Consider the following 16,335-nt stretch of genomic DNA (forward strand, 5'->3'; position numbering starts at 1 on the left):
AATACATCAATAGCAAATAGTGTTTACCAAAAATAATTACGGAAATCAGAAACCAGAATACGCCTCGTTGTATATTTTTTCTTAAAATCAATAGCATCAATTAAAAATCTTCACCAACATTTCTTTCAGCAAATCGTGTGTGGAAAGCGAATTGGCCCCGATTCCTTTGCTTTTATTGTCAACATCGCGCAACGTTGCTACAATACTACTTACTTTTTTCATTGGGTAATTGCGCAACGCGACATCGTAGTCTTTGAGGAAAAACGGACTAACGCCGAGTACCGAAGCGACATTTTTAGGGTTTTTATCTTTTAATCCATGATATTTCAAGAGTTTGACAAAAAAACTAAACACCAAACTGGTTGTCACCACCATTGGATTGTCTTTGGGATTGTCGGCAAAATACTGCGCAATTTGGTAGGCTTTGACTTGGTTTTTGGAACCCAAGGCGTTTTGCAATTCGAACACATTAAAATCCTTACTGAAACCAATATTCTCTTCGATGTCTTTGGCCTTAATCGTGCTTCCTTTGGGCAAAATGATTTGCAGTTTGTCTAACTCATTGCTAATGCGGCTCAAATCGTTGCCCAAAAACTCGACCAACATTGCATTGGCTTTAGGCTCGATGGTCAAACCTCGACCTTGTAAAACACGCGTAATCCAAGTTCCAACTTGATTGTCGTACATTTTTTTACTTTCAAAAAGTACACCGCTTTTCTCAATTAGTTTAGGCAATTTTTTGCGTTTATCGAGTGTTTTGTATTTGTAAGCAAACACTAAAACCGTTGTTGTTTGTGGATTTTCGACATAACTTTCGAGTTTATCAATGGTTTTGGAAAGTTCTTGCGCTTCGCGAACTACAACTACTTGCTTGTCGGCCATCATCGGATAGCGTTTGGCATTGGAAATCACATCATCTACAGTAGTATCACGACCGTAAATTACCATTTGATTGAAGCCTTTTTCGTCTTCCGAAAGAATGTTATTCTCTATGTATTCGGTCAATTTATCAATATAATACGGTTCGTCACCCATAAAAAAGTAAATGGGTTTGATGTTTCCGGCTTTGATGTCGTTGATGATTTTGACTACTTCATCCATTTTTCAGTGTTCAGTTATCAGTCGCAGTTGACAGTTAGTTAAATTTAGTTAATTTTGTACTATGCAAAAACTCAATTTTCCTTCGTATTCGTTTCGCTTCAAAAATAGTGAAAATAAAGTTGCTATCTTTGATGAAATAAGGAAAAAATTCATCATTCTCACACCCGAAGAATGGGTTCGACAACACGTAGTTTCGTTTTTATTGGAAGAAAAAAAATACCCAAAATCGTACATCAATGTAGAGAAATTGATTAAAGTAAATGATTTAAATAAACGTTACGATGTTGTTGTTTTTCAACCCAATGGCGATTTATTTTTATTAGTTGAATGCAAAGCACCCGGAGTGAAAATCACGCAAGATACATTTGATCAAATTGCGCGTTACAATCTGACTTTAAAAGCCGAATACTTGATGGTAACTAACGGACTAAATCATTACTTTTGCCAAATGGATTTTGAAAATGAGAAGTATCATTTCTTAAAAGAATTACCTGATTTTACTACTAAATAATTCAAATTGAAAAAAATAGCGGTTGTCATACTGAATTGGAACGGAGCAAAATTGTTAGAGCAATTTTTGCCTTCGGTAGTAGCGTATTCTAATGAGGCGAATGTTTATGTGGCTGACAATGCTTCTACGGATGAGTCCATTCTGGTAATTAAAGAGCGATTTCCATCAGTAAAAATCATTCAAAACGAGTCCAATTACGGATTTGCAAAAGGATACAATGTTGCCTTGGAGCAAGTGGAAGAAGACTATTATGCCTTAGTGAATTCGGATATTGAAGTTACCGAAAATTGGCTCGCTCCTATTCTATCTATTTTTGATGCTGATTTAGGAATCGGTATCATTCAACCCAAAATTTTAGACTACAAAAACAAAGAGTACTTTGAATATGCAGGCGCAGCTGGTGGTTTTATTGACCAATTCGGTTATCCTTTTTGTAGAGGTCGCATTTTTGAAACCATAGAAAAAGACAACCATCAATACGATGACGAACGTGAAATTTTCTGGGCATCGGGTGCGTGTTTTTTCATTCGGAAAGAAATTTACCGCCGATTAAAAGGTTTTGATGATGATTTTTTTGCACACCAAGAAGAAATTGATTTGTGTTGGCGTGCTTTTAATTTGGGTTATAAAGCAAAATACACGTCTAAATCAATAGTGTATCATGTTGGCGGTGCGACTTTAAACGAAGGCAATCCGAGAAAGACCTTTTTGAATTTTCGCAATTCATTATTAATGTTAGTGAAAAATATCCCTGACAGTCAATTGGTTGGGATTGTATTTACTCGATTAGTTTTAGATGGTTTGGCTGGAGTTCAATTTTTAATCAAAGGAAAGTTCAAACATTGTCTAGCTATACTCAAAGCCCATTTTTCTTTTTATACTTTGATTAGTAAAAATTACAGTAAAAGAGCTTCCACTCAAAAGAAGAATTATTACCACACCAAAAGTATTGTTTACCGCTATTTCATCAAGAATGGTAGGGTTTTTGAGTAAGTATTTAACAATACTTTACATCACTTAAACATTTTTTTACAATTTTAAATTGTAATTTTGCGAAACCTAATTAATAGATACAATGAGAAAAATAGTTTTATTACTTTCTGTTGCTGCATTGACTTTGACATCGTGCGGAACTAAAAAGAAAATAGCTGAATTAGAGCTGAAAAATAAAGAATGTCAAGATTTATTGAATTCGACTACAGTAAAATTAAATTTGTGTTTGTCAGAAAAAGAGGCTTTGTCCCAACAAAACGACTTTTTAAAGAAAAACAATACCGATTTGATTAATAATATGGGGAACATGACTACGTTAACCCAACAAGGTGCTGCGAACATTGAAAAAGCATTGGAATCCATCAAAGAAAAAGACTTAAAAATTTCAAGATTACAAGATGCTTTGACCAAAAAAGATTCGGTTACATTGGCATTGGTAACCAGTATTAAAAGTTCGGTTGGTGTTTCTGATCCAGATATTGAAGTGAATGTTGAAAAAGGAGTTGTTTTTATTTCAATTGCTGACAAATTATTATTCAAAAGCGGAAGCTACGTTGTAACCGACAAAGCAAAAGAAGTATTGGCAAAAGTGGCCAAAATCATCAATGACAAACCAACTTTCGAATGTATGGTGGAAGGTCACACTGATAATGTTCCGTTTACAGGAAATGCCGTTTTGATTGACAACTGGGATTTGAGTGTTAAAAGAGCCACAGCCATTACACGTGTTTTGACTCGTGATTTGAGTGTAAACCCAAAACAAATTATTGCTGCTGGACGTGGAGAATTCATTCCGTTAGTAGAAAACAATACAGTTGAAAATCGTTCGAAAAACAGAAGAACACGCATCGTGATTTTACCAAAAATTGATGAGTTCTACGAAATGATCGAAAAAGAAATGAAGAATTTATCGAAAGGTTAATATCCGGAATTATATAAAATAAAAAATGCCTTAATAAGTTAAGGCGTTTTTTTTTTACTGTTTTTCTGAATTCTGCTACTGCATTCTGCCTTCTATTTTTAAATAATATCAATATCACCTTTCCCTTCACGAACAATCTCTGGCTCGTAACCCGATAAATCAATAATGGTTGAAGGAACATTATCACCATAACCACCATCAATGACTAAATCGACCAAATTCTGCCATTTTTCAAAAATCAGTTCAGGATCGGTTGAATATTCCAATACTTCATCTTCATCATAAATGGATGTAGAAACAATCGGATTTCCGAGCATTCGAACAATATCAATGACGATTCGATTATCCGGAACACGAATTCCGACTGTTTTTTTCTTCCTGAATTCTTTGGGCAAATCGTTATTTCCGGGTAGAATAAAAGTATATGGACCAGGAAGTGCTCGTTTTAAAATCTTAAATGTCGAAGTATCAATCTGCTTCACATAATCGGAAAGATTACTCAAATCACTGCAAATGAAAGAAAAATTGGCCTTTTCCAACTTGATGCCTTTTATTTTGGCAATGCGTTCCAAAGCTCGAGTATTGGTAATATCACAACCCAAACCATAAACTGTATCGGTTGGATAAATAATCAAACCACCATCACGCAAAACTTCAACGACTTTTTTTATCGCTGCCTCGTTGGGATTGTCTTCGTATATTTTAATGAATTGAGCCATTCTTTTTAGATTACAGAACAAAGATAATAGAACATAGACTCACTTTGTCTGAAGTATTACGTTTGTCAATTAATTCAACTCTATTTTATTATCCTATCACATCCAATTTCGCAAAACGCAATAACAACTTCTTTATTCCGCCTACGTCAAATTTGATTTCCGCTTTTCGGTCGGCACCAACACCTTCTAGATTGAGAATCTCACCTTTCCCGAAGCGCTCGTGCATCACTATATTCCCAATAGTCAATTTACTATCAAATAAATTAGCACTCGATGGAGGATCACTTGATACAGGTTTCAATTTACGAATATTTGCCGAAGAAACAGGTTCATCACCGTATTTCTTTGGCGGAGTTCCAGTTATAGGTTTTGATAAACGCAATTTTGATTTATCAATATCTCCAAAAATGTCCAAATCGATGGTCGGTTTGTAACGATAGCCATTGTCCATTGGATTGATGTATTCTAAATAGTCGTCTTTAATCTCTTCAATAAAACGCGATGGTTCACTGTCCATCAATTTTCCCCAACGGTAACGCGATTGCGCATACGTCAAATACGCTTGATGTTCAGCTCGAGTAAGCGCCACGTAAAACAAACGACGCTCTTCTTCGAGTTCGCTTCGTGTATTCAAACTCATAGCGCTCGGGAACAAATCTTCTTCCATTCCGACCACAAAAACATATGGAAATTCTAGTCCTTTGGCCAAGTGAATGGTCATCAACGCCACGCGATCGTCATCACCCGTATCTTTATCCAAATCGGTTGCCAAAGCGACATCTTCTAAAAACTCAGATAAAGCACCGCGTGCACCATCGATTTCTTTTTGACCTTCGATAAAATCTTTGATACCGTTGAGTAATTCTTCAATGTTTTCGATACGAGCAATACCTTCAGGAGTTCCGTCTTTTTTCAATTCTTGGACCAATCCTGTTTTTTTAGTTACATGTTCGGCCAGATAAAATGCATCATGAGTTTCATTTAAAACTTGGAAACTCTTAATCATCATGACAAAATCATTGAGTTTATTCTTGGTACCAGAGTTGAGCTTCAAGTCAATTTTATCAATATGTTGCATTACTTCAAAAATGGAACGCTTGTAATGATTGGCTGCAACCGTAAGTTTTTCAACAGTAGAATCACCAATTCCTCTTGCTGGATAATTAATCACTCTTACTAATGCTTCTTCGTCTTTTGGATTGATAATCAATCGCAAATAACACAAAACGTCTTTGATTTCTTTGCGTTGGTAAAACGATAATCCACCATAAATTCGATATGGAATGTCACGTTTACGAAGTGCATCTTCCATGGCACGAGATTGCGCATTGGTTCGATACAAAATGGCAAATTGACCATTGTGTAATTGGTTGCGCATTTTTTGCTCGAAGATTTCACTTGCTACAAAACGTCCTTCTTCGCCATCAGTAACACTTCGATGCACTTTTATTTTGGGTCCGAAATCATTCGCTGTCCAAACGACTTTATCTAATTTCGTTTTATTTTTATCGATGATGGAATTCGCAGCTTCAACAATATTTTTGGTAGAACGATAATTTTGTTCCAATCGATACGTTTTTACATTGTCATAATCCTTTTGAAAATTAAGAATGTTATTGATGTTAGCGCCACGAAACGCATAAATACTCTGAGCATCATCTCCTACCACACAAATATTTTGAAACCGATCGGATAAAGCACGAACAATCAAATACTGAGAATGGTTGGTATCTTGGTACTCATCGACCATAATATACCGAAAACGATCTTGGTATTTGGCCAACACATCAGGAAAACGATTTAAAAGTTCGTTTGTTTTTAATAATAAATCGTCGAAATCCATTGCGCCCGCTTTGAAACAACGATCAACATAATTGGCATAGACTTCACCTGTACGTGGTTTTTTACTCATTGCATCGGCTTCTTGCAATTCGGGATTATTCAAATACGCTTTGACAGTGATGAGTGAGTTTTTATACGATGAAATTCTACTCAACAACTGTTTTGGTTTGTAAATGTCTTTATCCAATTGCATTTCTTTGACAATGGCAGAAATCAATCGAACTGAATCTTGCGAATCATAAATGGTAAAATTAGATGGATAACCTAATTTGTCAGCTTCACTACGGAGAATTCGAGCAAAGACCGAGTGGAATGTTCCCATCCAAAGATTTTTGGCCTCGTTGGTTCCAACAATATCAGCAATACGTTTTTTCATTTCACGTGCTGCTTTGTTGGTAAAAGTCAGTGCTAAAATATTGAATGCGTCAACTCCCAAACTCATCAAATAAGCAATTCTCATGGTCAATACTCGTGTTTTTCCTGATCCAGCGCCAGCAATAATAATCATTGGTCCGTCTTTTTGATAAACAGGTGCTTGTTGCGCTTCGTTGAGTTGGCTGATATAATGTTGCATAATAAAAATGAAGTGACTTAATGTACAAAAATAGGTTTAGTTCGGTTGAAATACAATACAATTAGAATGGAATTATCAACTATTTTATTGTTTCCAATTTTTAAATTGTTTTACTTTGTATGTACTAAAATCAACTCAACATGAAAACATTATACTTATTCGTATTTTCTTTGATTATTATTTTCTTTGGATGTTCAAGTCCAGCAAAAAATCTGAAAACAACTTACAATGCTGAAGCCAACGAAGGTATGATTGTGGGTACCATTTGCATAGAAAAAAAGTTGTACAATATTTTTACTTTTAATTATTGCAATGATGTACCTGCGATAAACAATTACCCTAATTCAAAAGATTCATTTACTTTTAAAAATTCGATAGGCGATTTTAATGAGAATGGAAATGTATACTATCTTTTTACGATTGCAAAACCCGCTGGAAAGTATAAGTTCTTCGAGATTAAAATCTTCAACAACATGAGAAACGATCCTTCGACAATTAAAATTCCAATCGACATGAAGTTTGTTGTTGAAAAAGGAAAAACAACCTACTTTGGTGAGTTGAAAGTGAATACTCAAAAGAAATTGTATACTGTAGAAAATCAATTAGAGAGAGATAAAAAATGGTTTGCTGAAAAAGCACCACAAATCCAATTTTAATACTTATATGAATACCGACAAAATTATTGAATTAGCCTTTTATTGTTTACCTTCAGCTATTACTGGAGCTGTTGCTTATTATTCGTTTCAAACTTTTTCCAATAGTGAAGAAAAAAGAAGACAATTTCAATTACTAAAAGAAAATCAAAAACAAGCTTTACCACTACGATTACAAGCCTACGAGCGTTTAGCTTTGTTTTTAGAACGAATTAATCCAACAAAATTATTAATTAGAGTGGCACCACTTGGAACCGACAAGATGGATTATCAAAACTTATTGGTTCATCATATCGAACAAGAATACGAACACAATTTAACCCAACAAATTTATGTTACCGATGAATGTTGGACCATGATTTTGACTGCCAAAAACACCATCATTCAAAACATTAGAAAAACTGCTTTAGATACCAGTGTTGCCGATGCAGATAAGTTAAGAGAAAAGATTTTAAGCAATCTTTTTGAAACTGAATCGGCTAGCGGTATTGCTTTAACTTACTTGAAGAATGAAGTTAAAAGTTTTCTTTAAAAACTAATTACCCATTTATACAAAAAGCCTTTCTTAATGGAAGGCTTTTTTTGTATTATTAGAATATGACAATAAATTAGTAAAACATTAGTGTTACAATCATCTCATCAAATTCAATCAATAGTAAATAAAACAAAAAAACCGTCTAAAATAAATTTAGACGGTTTCAGTATTAATCGGGTTTAATGTAAAATTATTTTCTGATGTTTGGATTAGCCAATCTATCGATAGTTGGAATAATTACCGTAACATAACGTTGTAAATCTGGTGAAGCTGGTAATACTTGTTGGTTGATCAAAACACCTTGTGTATTGTAAGCTCTGAAGATTAATACTTCATTTCTTGGAACACCAGCACTTAAAGTACCATTTGCTCCCGTAACACCTAAATCCATCAATACATCTCCTGTGCTTCCTGCTTGTCTAGTAATAGTAACTCTTACTCCGTTTACTGGAGATTCATCAGAATTTTTAACGGTTACATATAAAGTAGCAACTACATAAGCATAATCATTATTCCACCATGTGAAGTGAGAAACTTCTCCGTAGTATTTGTTACCCACTTTTCTTGAGAAACCTTCTTCTTTCCACAATCCTGAGTTTTCGTCAAATGACCATAATGGAATTGTAGCTGGAGCTGTATCTAATTGATTTTCTGCAATAGGGAAAACGATTTCAGCTTTGTGACCTGTTGCGATTTGTAATTTTTCGTTGTTGTCGCCTTTTAACTCAAGGTTAATCATACCGTAAGTTTCCATACCAGAAAGAGTACCATCAGTTCTTTCTCCGATTAAGTTACCAGGCATTTTGATGAATACATCTGGATCAGTAGAAGTTAAAACGTGAGCTACTACATTAACATTACCTGTGTAAGCTGCACCATTCTCAGTCATAAAAGCACCATCAAAAGCAACTTTTACGTTGTTTGGTAACATTACATTTTTAGGTGTTCCAGCTGCAAATGTATCAACAACATTTTCTGGTAATAACATAATAACCATATCATTTTCACCATCGTGTGGCATTGTAGCACGAGAACCTTTCATAAAACCAGCTTTCTCCGCAGTTAAATAAGCAAAACGCTCTAAAACTGGAACATTAGCTAAAGTAAATTCTCCGTTAGAATCTGTTAAAGTTGTTAAACTTCCCATTTTAATTGTTGCGTTTGCAACTGGGTTGTGGTTGTTGTCAACGATTTTTCCTTTGAAATTTCTTGTTACAGCATTACCAAAGTTGAATTCGTAAGATACTTCTTTCTCATCTCTAGTGTCACAACTTGTAAATAGAATCCCTACAAGAGCGAATGCTAAAATAAAAAGTTTGTTAATTTTCATAATTTCTTAAAATTTAATTAGATGTTATAATTAATAAATTCGGGTTCAATAATTTTTCAAGGCAAATAACACAACAAGTTTCTTAACACAAAAAATTATTCGTTATACAACTGTAAAACTCGATGAAATGCATAAAAAAATCATTATTAACAAACGATTGTTAAAAAACATTATGGATTTAATAAAATTAAGTAGTACTTATTCGACATCAATGATTTAGCAGTCTCTCGACTCTATTCTTTTCGATATCGCTTACTGATGGAAGTAAATTTTGAATAATTTCTTTTACCTCATTGTCTTTTGATAAAGTAGTAATTTTATCCTTTGCATAACCTGAAAAACGCCATTTGAAGTGAGAAGTAGCGTTAATTAAATTTTTAAGAACTGTTTCATCTTTTGGATTCAATTGTAAAACTGCTTCGAACGCATTTTGACGAACGGAACTTTCATAACGAGACGATGTGTAGTTTTGAAGTTCTAAATAAAGTTGTTGTCTATCAACTCCTTCAATTGATTGGTCAAATAACTGAATATAAAGCAAGTAGAGTATTCGAGATGATTTTTCATTATTGCCAATCCAGTTCTTTGCTTTATCCAAATACACTTTTCTACTATCTGGGAAACTATTCCATAAGTTTACAAAGGCAATTTCTCTGGTATCATAGGAATTGTCATCCAACAGCATTTCAAACTTACCTTTCAAATAATCAGGAACTTTAGGGAATGAATTGACAACTGCTTGTCGCACTCTAAAATCAGTTGATTGCAAAGCCGATTCAACTAGATCTTTGTTCGATTTGTAATTGAGATTCCGAATCTGATATACAATTTCTTGCTTAATGGGATAATACAAATCCGATTGTAGTAAAGTTCTGTAATCATCTATGTACGTCACGAAATTAGTATTGTTCAACTCTTTCTGCTTCTTAATTTCGATGTACTGAGCGATGAATGAATTCCTCTTGGTCAATAACTTTATGGCTTCCTGATATTCAAATCCAGACTTTTCCAACCACACTTTTTTGAAATTATCCGTATCAAAATCAGATACTTTGTTGACTTCCTTTAAAAAATCATCGGTTTCAACATTATTAAATTTATACTTTTTAAGGTAATTTTTCACTGCTTTTCGAAATGCTTTCTCTCCAATCGATTCCTTCAACATATGTAAGGCCCAAGCACCTTTTTGATAAAAGGTAAGCGAACTTGCCTTTTCATTTAGAATCGGAATCGTATCGTTTTTAGCGGCAATTCGGAGTTGATTAGCGGTTTTGTACAATTCATAATGAAAATAATCATTTCCAAAAACTTCTCGCTCAGCCATCAAAGCATAGTACGTTGCAAATCCTTCTTGCAACCAATGATGTTTACCTGATTTGGCAGTAATCAAATCACCAAACCACTGATGAGCCAACTCGTGTGCATTCACGTTAACATAATTTCGATCATTGAAACCAATTTCATCCACCACATAATCTTGAGCAAAAATGGTAGAAGTTGTATTTTCCATTCCAGCATACAAAAAATCGCGAACAGGAACTTGGCGGTAAATTTTCCAAGGATACTTCACTCCTATTTCTCTTTCAAAAAAATCAAAAATTTGCTTTGAATAGCGGTACGTTGGTTCGTATTTGGAAACATCGTTTTTATCTAAATAAAGTTCTAATGGGATTCCGGTTTTTGAAATTTCTGTGTTTTTAACAAAATTACCGATGGCTAACATAACCAAATACGATGGCATGGGTTTGTTCATTTTGTAATTATACGTAATGAAATCAACTCCTTCTGACCACGACTTTCGGGTCACAACATCCTTTAAAATACCATTACTCAATACCGTTTTTTGAGTTATTTTTTCATCTTCAAAATCATATACATCGGTGATACTCAAATTAAAAATCACTTTCTCATTCACATCATCAAAACTGGGCAACCAATGACTAGTATAGCGGCCTTGACCTTGAGTCCAAATCTGTAAATCATCGCCTTCACCAATAAAATAAAGTGTTTGTTTGGGTGTAGCCGAATAACTAAATGTGAGTGTGTTTTTTCCTTTTTTAAATCCTTCAAAAAGCAACAGATGAGTACTTGTTTTTTTGAAAGCAACTTCTTTTCCGTTGATTTTCAAATCAGTAAAAGTCATGTTCTTTGCATCTATCTTAATAGTATCAATAGCCGATTTTACTTTGAACGCATAGCGAATTTGTCCTTCAATAGATTTGGTTGCAGCTTTCGGAGTCAAAATAGCATTCAATTCTAAAAAATCAACTTTTTCCGTTTGTTGAGCGAACGAAAATGAAGCAATTAGTAAAAAAAGAAAATAGCGCATCGTTTTGTAATTTGTACAAATATAATTATTCACAAAGAATTGTCTTTTTTTGTTCGGAATATTAACTATTTTTATGATTCAATTATAACATCAGATGCCAGAGGTAAATTCAAATACAGAGTTAAACAAAATAATCGCTTTCTTAGATGAAATCGGAATCACTATCGTCGAAAAAGAGTTGGACGATAGTACTTTTCTTCCCGGATTGGCATTAGGCGCAAATTGCATTTTTATCGATTATAAAAAATTGTCTTATCCTGGTGACATTTTACATGAAGCCGGACACTTAGCAGTAACTTCTCCGAGCGATAGAGCCAAAATCGGAACAGAAAGTATGGCCAACGATTGGCCAAGCCAAGGCGAAGAAATAGCTACTATGTTATGGTCGTTTGCTGCCTGTAAACATTTGGATTTGCCGTTGGATTATGTTTTTCACGCTGGCGGATACAAAGGAAGTTCGAATTGGTTAATGGATAATTTTGACACGGGAAATTATATTGGTTTGCCTTTTTTTGAATGGACTCAGATGGCGTACAGTAAAGAAAAAGCTACCGAAATGAATGTGGTTGCTTTCCCGAAAATGGTAAAATGGATGCGCGAAAAAGAATAAATTTATGGATGAATTAGTACGACATATACAATTTCCTCTTTATTTTGACAGCAATCGTCTCAAAGAAGATGTGCAAAAAGTGATGAACACCAACTGGGTTGATCATTACAATCAAAATGATTATGATGGAAAATGGACCTCTATCGCTTTGATGTCGGCCAACGGAAAATCAGACAACATTTATGCTTTCAATTTTGATTCAAAGGAAATCATAGCCACTGAAGCACTTGAAGTTTGTACCTATTTTAAAGAAATTTTAGACTCATTTCATTTCGATAAAGCCGCTGTACGATTGCTAAATTTATCCGCTGGCGCTCAAATCAAACCTCATAGCGACCATTGCTTGGGTTATGAAGATGGATTTTTCAGATTGCACATTCCGATCATCACCAATCCAAATGTAATTTTTATTCTAGACAGTAAACGATTAATTATGAATGAAGGTGAATGTTGGTACATAAATGCCAATTTCACTCATTCGGTAGCCAACAATGGTTCTGAAGATCGAATTCATCTGGTTATTGATGGCATTCGAAACGACTGGAGCGATCAACTTTTCTTTGAAAATCATACCGAAAATCAGTTTCAAAAACCAGTACCCGAAATGGACGAGAAAACCAAACAACTAGTAATTGAACAGTTAAAATTGATGAATACAGATGTTGCTAATGAAATGATTGAGAAGTTAAGTAAATGATATTTATTATCTTCGTGATTCAATTTCAATTATAAGCCAAAATGAAAATCCTACTCGACACACCTATTGAATACCTAAAAAGCGTTGGTCCGCAGCGTGGTGATTTGTTGCGCAAAGAACTCAACATTCACAAATACGGCGATTTAATTAATCTTTACCCCAATCGCTACATCGACAGAACACGCTATTACAAAATCAATCAATTGGCAAATAACAATGCTGAAGTTCAAGTTATTGGTAAAATCATCCACCTAAAAACAGTAGATCAAGGAAAAGCCAAAACGCGTTTGGTGGCTACTTTTGTAGATGAAACGGGCGAAATGGAATTGGTTTGGTTTCAAGGTCACAAATGGATTCGTGAGAGTTTGAAAATTAATGTTCCGTATGTCGTATTCGGAAAAGTAGCACAATTCGGAGCAACGTTCAATATGGCACATCCCGAAATGGAACTGCTCGACGAACATAAAGCAAGTCTTCGAAGTGCGATGCAACCCGTTTATCCTAGTACAGAAAAGCTGGCTAATAAAGGAATTTCGAATAAAGTCATCAACAAAATGATGCAACAGTTGTTCGTCGAAACGCAAGCTAATTTTTCGGAAACATTACCTAATTATTTGTTGGAAGAATTGAAATTGATTCCGAAAAACGCCGCTTTATTTAATATTCATTTTCCTAAAAGTGCCGATTTGTTAGCGAAAGCTCAGTTTCGACTAAAATTTGAAGAATTGTTCTTTATTCAATTGCAATTAATCACCAAAAACCTTGTTCGAAAACACAAAATCAAAGGCCATCCTTTTGAAAAAGTAGGTGACAATTTCAACGATTTTTACCAAAACCATTTGCCTTTTGATTTGACTAATGCACAAAAAAGAGTATTGAAAGAAATCCGAAATGACTTGGGAAGCAACGCTCAAATGAATCGTTTACTGCAAGGTGATGTGGGTTCGGGAAAAACAATTGTCGCCTTAATGTGCATGCTTTTGGCCAAAGACAATGGCTTTCAAAGTTGCTTGATGGCACCAACCGAAATCTTAGCAACTCAGCATTTTAACGGTTTAACCGAATTGGCTAAAGATTTAAATATCAGCATAAAACTACTTACAGGTTCAACCAAAACTGCAGATCGAAAAATCATACACGAAGCATTAGAAAATGGAAGTTTAGACATTCTAATCGGAACGCACGCTTTACTCGAAGATAAAGTACAATTTCAAAATTTAGGCTTGGCTGTAATTGACGAGCAACATCGTTTTGGTGTGGAACAACGCTCTAAATTATGGAAGAAAAACGAAATTCCGCCTCACGTTTTAGTAATGACCGCCACTCCGATTCCACGTACCTTAGCCATGAGTTTGTACGGTGATTTGGATATTTCGGTCATCGATGAATTGCCACCAGGCAGAAAACCCATTCAAACCGTTCATCGCTACGATAGCAATCGTTTAAAAGTATGGAAATTCCTCAAAGACGAAATCGCTAAAGGAAGACAAATCTACATTGTTTATCCATTAATTCAAGAAAGTGAAAAAATGGACTTCAAGGATTTGATGGACGGTTACGAAAGTATTTCAAGAGATTTTCCGCTACCTCAATACAGTATTTCAATCGTTCACGGGAAAATGAAACCTGCCGAAAAAGAAGCAGAAATGAAACGTTTTTCAGAAGGCAAAACCAATATTATGGTGGCTACTACCGTGATTGAAGTTGGCGTAAACGTTCCCAATGCCAGTGTAATGGTAATTGAAAGTGCTGAACGTTTTGGATTATCACAATTGCATCAGTTACGAGGTCGTGTAGGTCGTGGTGCCGAACAAAGTTATTGCATTTTAATGACCAGTTTCAAACTCAACAACGATACTAAAACGCGTTTAGAAACGATGGTTCGCACCAACGATGGCTTCGAGATTGCTGAAGTTGATTTAAAACTACGTGGTCCAGGTGATATTATGGGAACACAACAAAGCGGTGTTTTGAACCTGCAAATCGCTGATTTGGTCAAAGATCGTGATATTTTACAACTTGCCCGAAACTACGCTTTGCGATTGCTCAAAGACGATCCGTCAATGACTAAAAATGAACATCTTACGCTAAGAAATGTATTTTTAGAATTGAGTAAAAAGAAAAACATTTGGAACTACATTAGTTAACGCTAATCATTATTCTAAATATGTTTTAGCCACTAATTCACGAATTTGAAATTGTATAAAATTAGATTCAATTCGAATTTTCATCGCAGATGAACAAATTTTAGCATAGAAATTCATGTTTAGATTAGTGAATTCGTGGCAAAAAATAGTTTATTCTTTAATTTTTCATCGAAATTATTTATTCTTAAGAAACTATTGAATAAAATATAATTAAGTTGATTGAAAGTTATGTTAATTAAAAACTAACATTACCCATAAATCCATCTACAACTTCTAATTTTGCTTCTGTCAAATTTTAACTACAATCCATGAAACTGAAGCATATTTTCCTGACGATTTTAGTATTAGGCTTAGCCAGTTTAATCGTTTATCGAATCACAAAAAACAACAGTCAAGAAGAAAAAGGAAAAGGTAAAGGCGATAAAAAACCGCCCATTTCTGTAAATGCAATTATTGCTAAATCGGGAGATTTCTCGAACGCATTAACACTCTCAGGTTCGATTGAAGCCAATGAGCAAATTGAAGTGCGCAGTGAAGTTTCTGGAATTGTTGAGAAAATAGCTTTTAATGAAGGAAGTTTTGTGAGTAAAGGTCAATTACTATTTAAAGTAAATGATGTAGAACTTAGAGCACAATTAGCACAGGCTAATACTCGACAAAATTTGGCCTCAGAAAACGAACGACGTGCTAAACTTTTACTTCAAAAAGAAGCCATCAGTCAAGAAGAATACGATATTGCCAGTGCTGATTTCAGAACAGCTCAAGCCCAAACACAACTCATTCGTGCTCAAATAGCCAAAACATCGGTTCGCGCACCATTCTCAGGAAAAATCGGATTACGATCCATTTCGCCAGGAACGTACATCACTCCTACTACTTTGGTTGCCAAATTAGTAAGTACGAATCCGTTGAAAATTTCATTTTCTATTCCAGAAAAATACGCTGCTGACATCAAAGTCAATTCGCAAATCAATTTCACGGTTAATGGTTCAGAAGAAAAATATTCGGCCAAAATTTATGCTATCGAACCTGAAATTGAAACCACAACTCGAACATTAAAAATCAGAGCCGTTGCACAAAACAACAACGGAAAACTATTACCCGGAACTTTCGCAAACGTTGAACTGCCATTAACAACAATCAAAGACGCAATTGTCGTTCCAACTGAAGCCATTATTCCGGTTCAAGGCGGAAAAAAAGTATTCATTGCCAACAATGGAAAAGCCAAAGAAGTAATGGTAGAAACCCTAACCCGAACCGAAAAAGATGTGGTAATTACTTCAGGATTGACTGTTGGTGACACCATTTTAACCACTGGAGTAATGTCGTTGAAAGATGAAGCCGACATCAAAGTAAAACTAAAATAATAGTA

The 16,335-nt window shown here is 34.8% G+C and carries 14 protein-coding genes; 9 read left to right on the forward strand and 5 right to left on the reverse strand.

What is annotated here, in order from left to right; all coding sequences use genetic code 11:
• Window positions 1-96 precede the first annotated feature (96 nt).
• Window positions 97-1,101 carry a DNA polymerase III subunit delta gene (gene holA, locus VK161_RS03900; protein ID WP_324213449.1) on the reverse strand — a complete coding sequence of 335 codons (1,005 nt, stop codon included), beginning with the start codon at window positions 1,099-1,101 and terminating at the stop codon, window positions 97-99.
• Window positions 1,102-1,162: 61 nt separating this feature from the next.
• On the opposite strand from holA, the gene VK161_RS03905 reads away from it, so the two are divergent.
• From VK161_RS03905 to VK161_RS03915, 3 genes are all read left to right on the forward strand, one after another.
• Window positions 1,163-1,612, forward strand: coding sequence for a type I restriction enzyme HsdR N-terminal domain-containing protein (locus tag VK161_RS03905; protein ID WP_324213450.1), 450 nt, complete (start codon window positions 1,163-1,165; stop codon window positions 1,610-1,612).
• 6 nt (window positions 1,613-1,618) lie between these two features.
• Window positions 1,619-2,605: a glycosyltransferase family 2 protein gene (locus tag VK161_RS03910; RefSeq protein WP_324213451.1), complete on the forward strand. Its 987-nt coding sequence runs from the start codon at window positions 1,619-1,621 to the stop codon at window positions 2,603-2,605.
• Between the two features lie 82 nt (window positions 2,606-2,687).
• Entirely contained in the window at window positions 2,688-3,527 is an 840-nt protein-coding gene (locus VK161_RS03915) for an OmpA/MotB family protein (RefSeq protein WP_324213452.1), read from the forward strand.
• A 98-nt stretch (window positions 3,528-3,625) separates the two neighbouring features.
• Here VK161_RS03915 and VK161_RS03920 read toward each other — a convergent pair whose 3' ends face one another.
• Together VK161_RS03920 and VK161_RS03925 are read right to left on the reverse strand one after the other, a co-directional pair.
• Window positions 3,626-4,246 (reverse strand): L-threonylcarbamoyladenylate synthase, encoded by a 621-nt coding sequence (locus tag VK161_RS03920; RefSeq protein ID WP_324213453.1) that lies wholly within the window; start codon window positions 4,244-4,246, stop codon window positions 3,626-3,628.
• Between the two features lie 88 nt (window positions 4,247-4,334).
• Window positions 4,335-6,662, reverse strand: a complete 2,328-nt coding sequence (locus VK161_RS03925) for an ATP-dependent helicase (RefSeq protein WP_324213454.1) — start codon at window positions 6,660-6,662, stop codon at window positions 4,335-4,337.
• Window positions 6,663-6,802: 140 nt separating this feature from the next.
• On the opposite strand from VK161_RS03925, the gene VK161_RS03930 reads away from it, so the two are divergent.
• Both VK161_RS03930 and VK161_RS03935 read left to right on the forward strand, forming a co-directional pair.
• The gene (locus tag VK161_RS03930; protein WP_324213455.1) at window positions 6,803-7,318 is read left to right on the forward strand and encodes a hypothetical protein; all 516 of its coding nucleotides are present in this window, start codon (window positions 6,803-6,805) and stop codon (window positions 7,316-7,318) included.
• A 7-nt stretch (window positions 7,319-7,325) separates the two neighbouring features.
• Window positions 7,326-7,847, forward strand: a complete 522-nt coding sequence (locus tag VK161_RS03935) for a hypothetical protein (RefSeq protein WP_324213456.1) — start codon at window positions 7,326-7,328, stop codon at window positions 7,845-7,847.
• 193 nt (window positions 7,848-8,040) lie between these two features.
• On the opposite strand, the gene VK161_RS03940 is transcribed toward VK161_RS03935, so the two are convergent.
• A complete protein-coding gene (locus tag VK161_RS03940) occupies window positions 8,041-9,180 on the reverse strand; it encodes a carboxypeptidase-like regulatory domain-containing protein (RefSeq protein WP_324213457.1) in 1,140 nt (379 codons plus the stop codon).
• Between the two features lie 208 nt (window positions 9,181-9,388).
• Window positions 9,389-11,509 (reverse strand): M1 family metallopeptidase, encoded by a 2,121-nt coding sequence (locus VK161_RS03945; protein ID WP_324213458.1) that lies wholly within the window; start codon window positions 11,507-11,509, stop codon window positions 9,389-9,391.
• A gap of 94 nt (window positions 11,510-11,603) precedes the next feature.
• On the opposite strand from VK161_RS03945, the gene VK161_RS03950 reads away from it, so the two are divergent.
• The 4 genes from VK161_RS03950 to VK161_RS03965 all read left to right on the forward strand — a co-directional run bounded on the left by VK161_RS03950 (window position 11,604) and on the right by VK161_RS03965 (window position 16,330).
• Window positions 11,604-12,119, forward strand: coding sequence for a hypothetical protein (locus tag VK161_RS03950; protein WP_324213459.1), 516 nt, complete (start codon window positions 11,604-11,606; stop codon window positions 12,117-12,119).
• 4 nt (window positions 12,120-12,123) lie between these two features.
• On the forward strand, window positions 12,124-12,816 hold the full coding sequence (locus tag VK161_RS03955) for an aspartyl/asparaginyl beta-hydroxylase domain-containing protein (protein ID WP_324213460.1): 693 nt from the start codon (window positions 12,124-12,126) through the stop codon (window positions 12,814-12,816).
• 41 nt (window positions 12,817-12,857) lie between these two features.
• Complete coding sequence (recG, locus tag VK161_RS03960; RefSeq protein WP_324213461.1) at window positions 12,858-14,963, forward strand: ATP-dependent DNA helicase RecG; 2,106 nt, start codon at window positions 12,858-12,860, stop codon at window positions 14,961-14,963.
• A gap of 308 nt (window positions 14,964-15,271) precedes the next feature.
• Window positions 15,272-16,330: an efflux RND transporter periplasmic adaptor subunit gene (locus VK161_RS03965; RefSeq protein WP_324213462.1), complete on the forward strand. Its 1,059-nt coding sequence runs from the start codon at window positions 15,272-15,274 to the stop codon at window positions 16,328-16,330.
• Window positions 16,331-16,335: the final 5 nt, after the last annotated feature.

Source organism: Flavobacterium sp. (genome assembly GCF_035299245.1).
Classification (GTDB): Bacteria; Bacteroidota; Bacteroidia; order Flavobacteriales; family Flavobacteriaceae; genus Flavobacterium.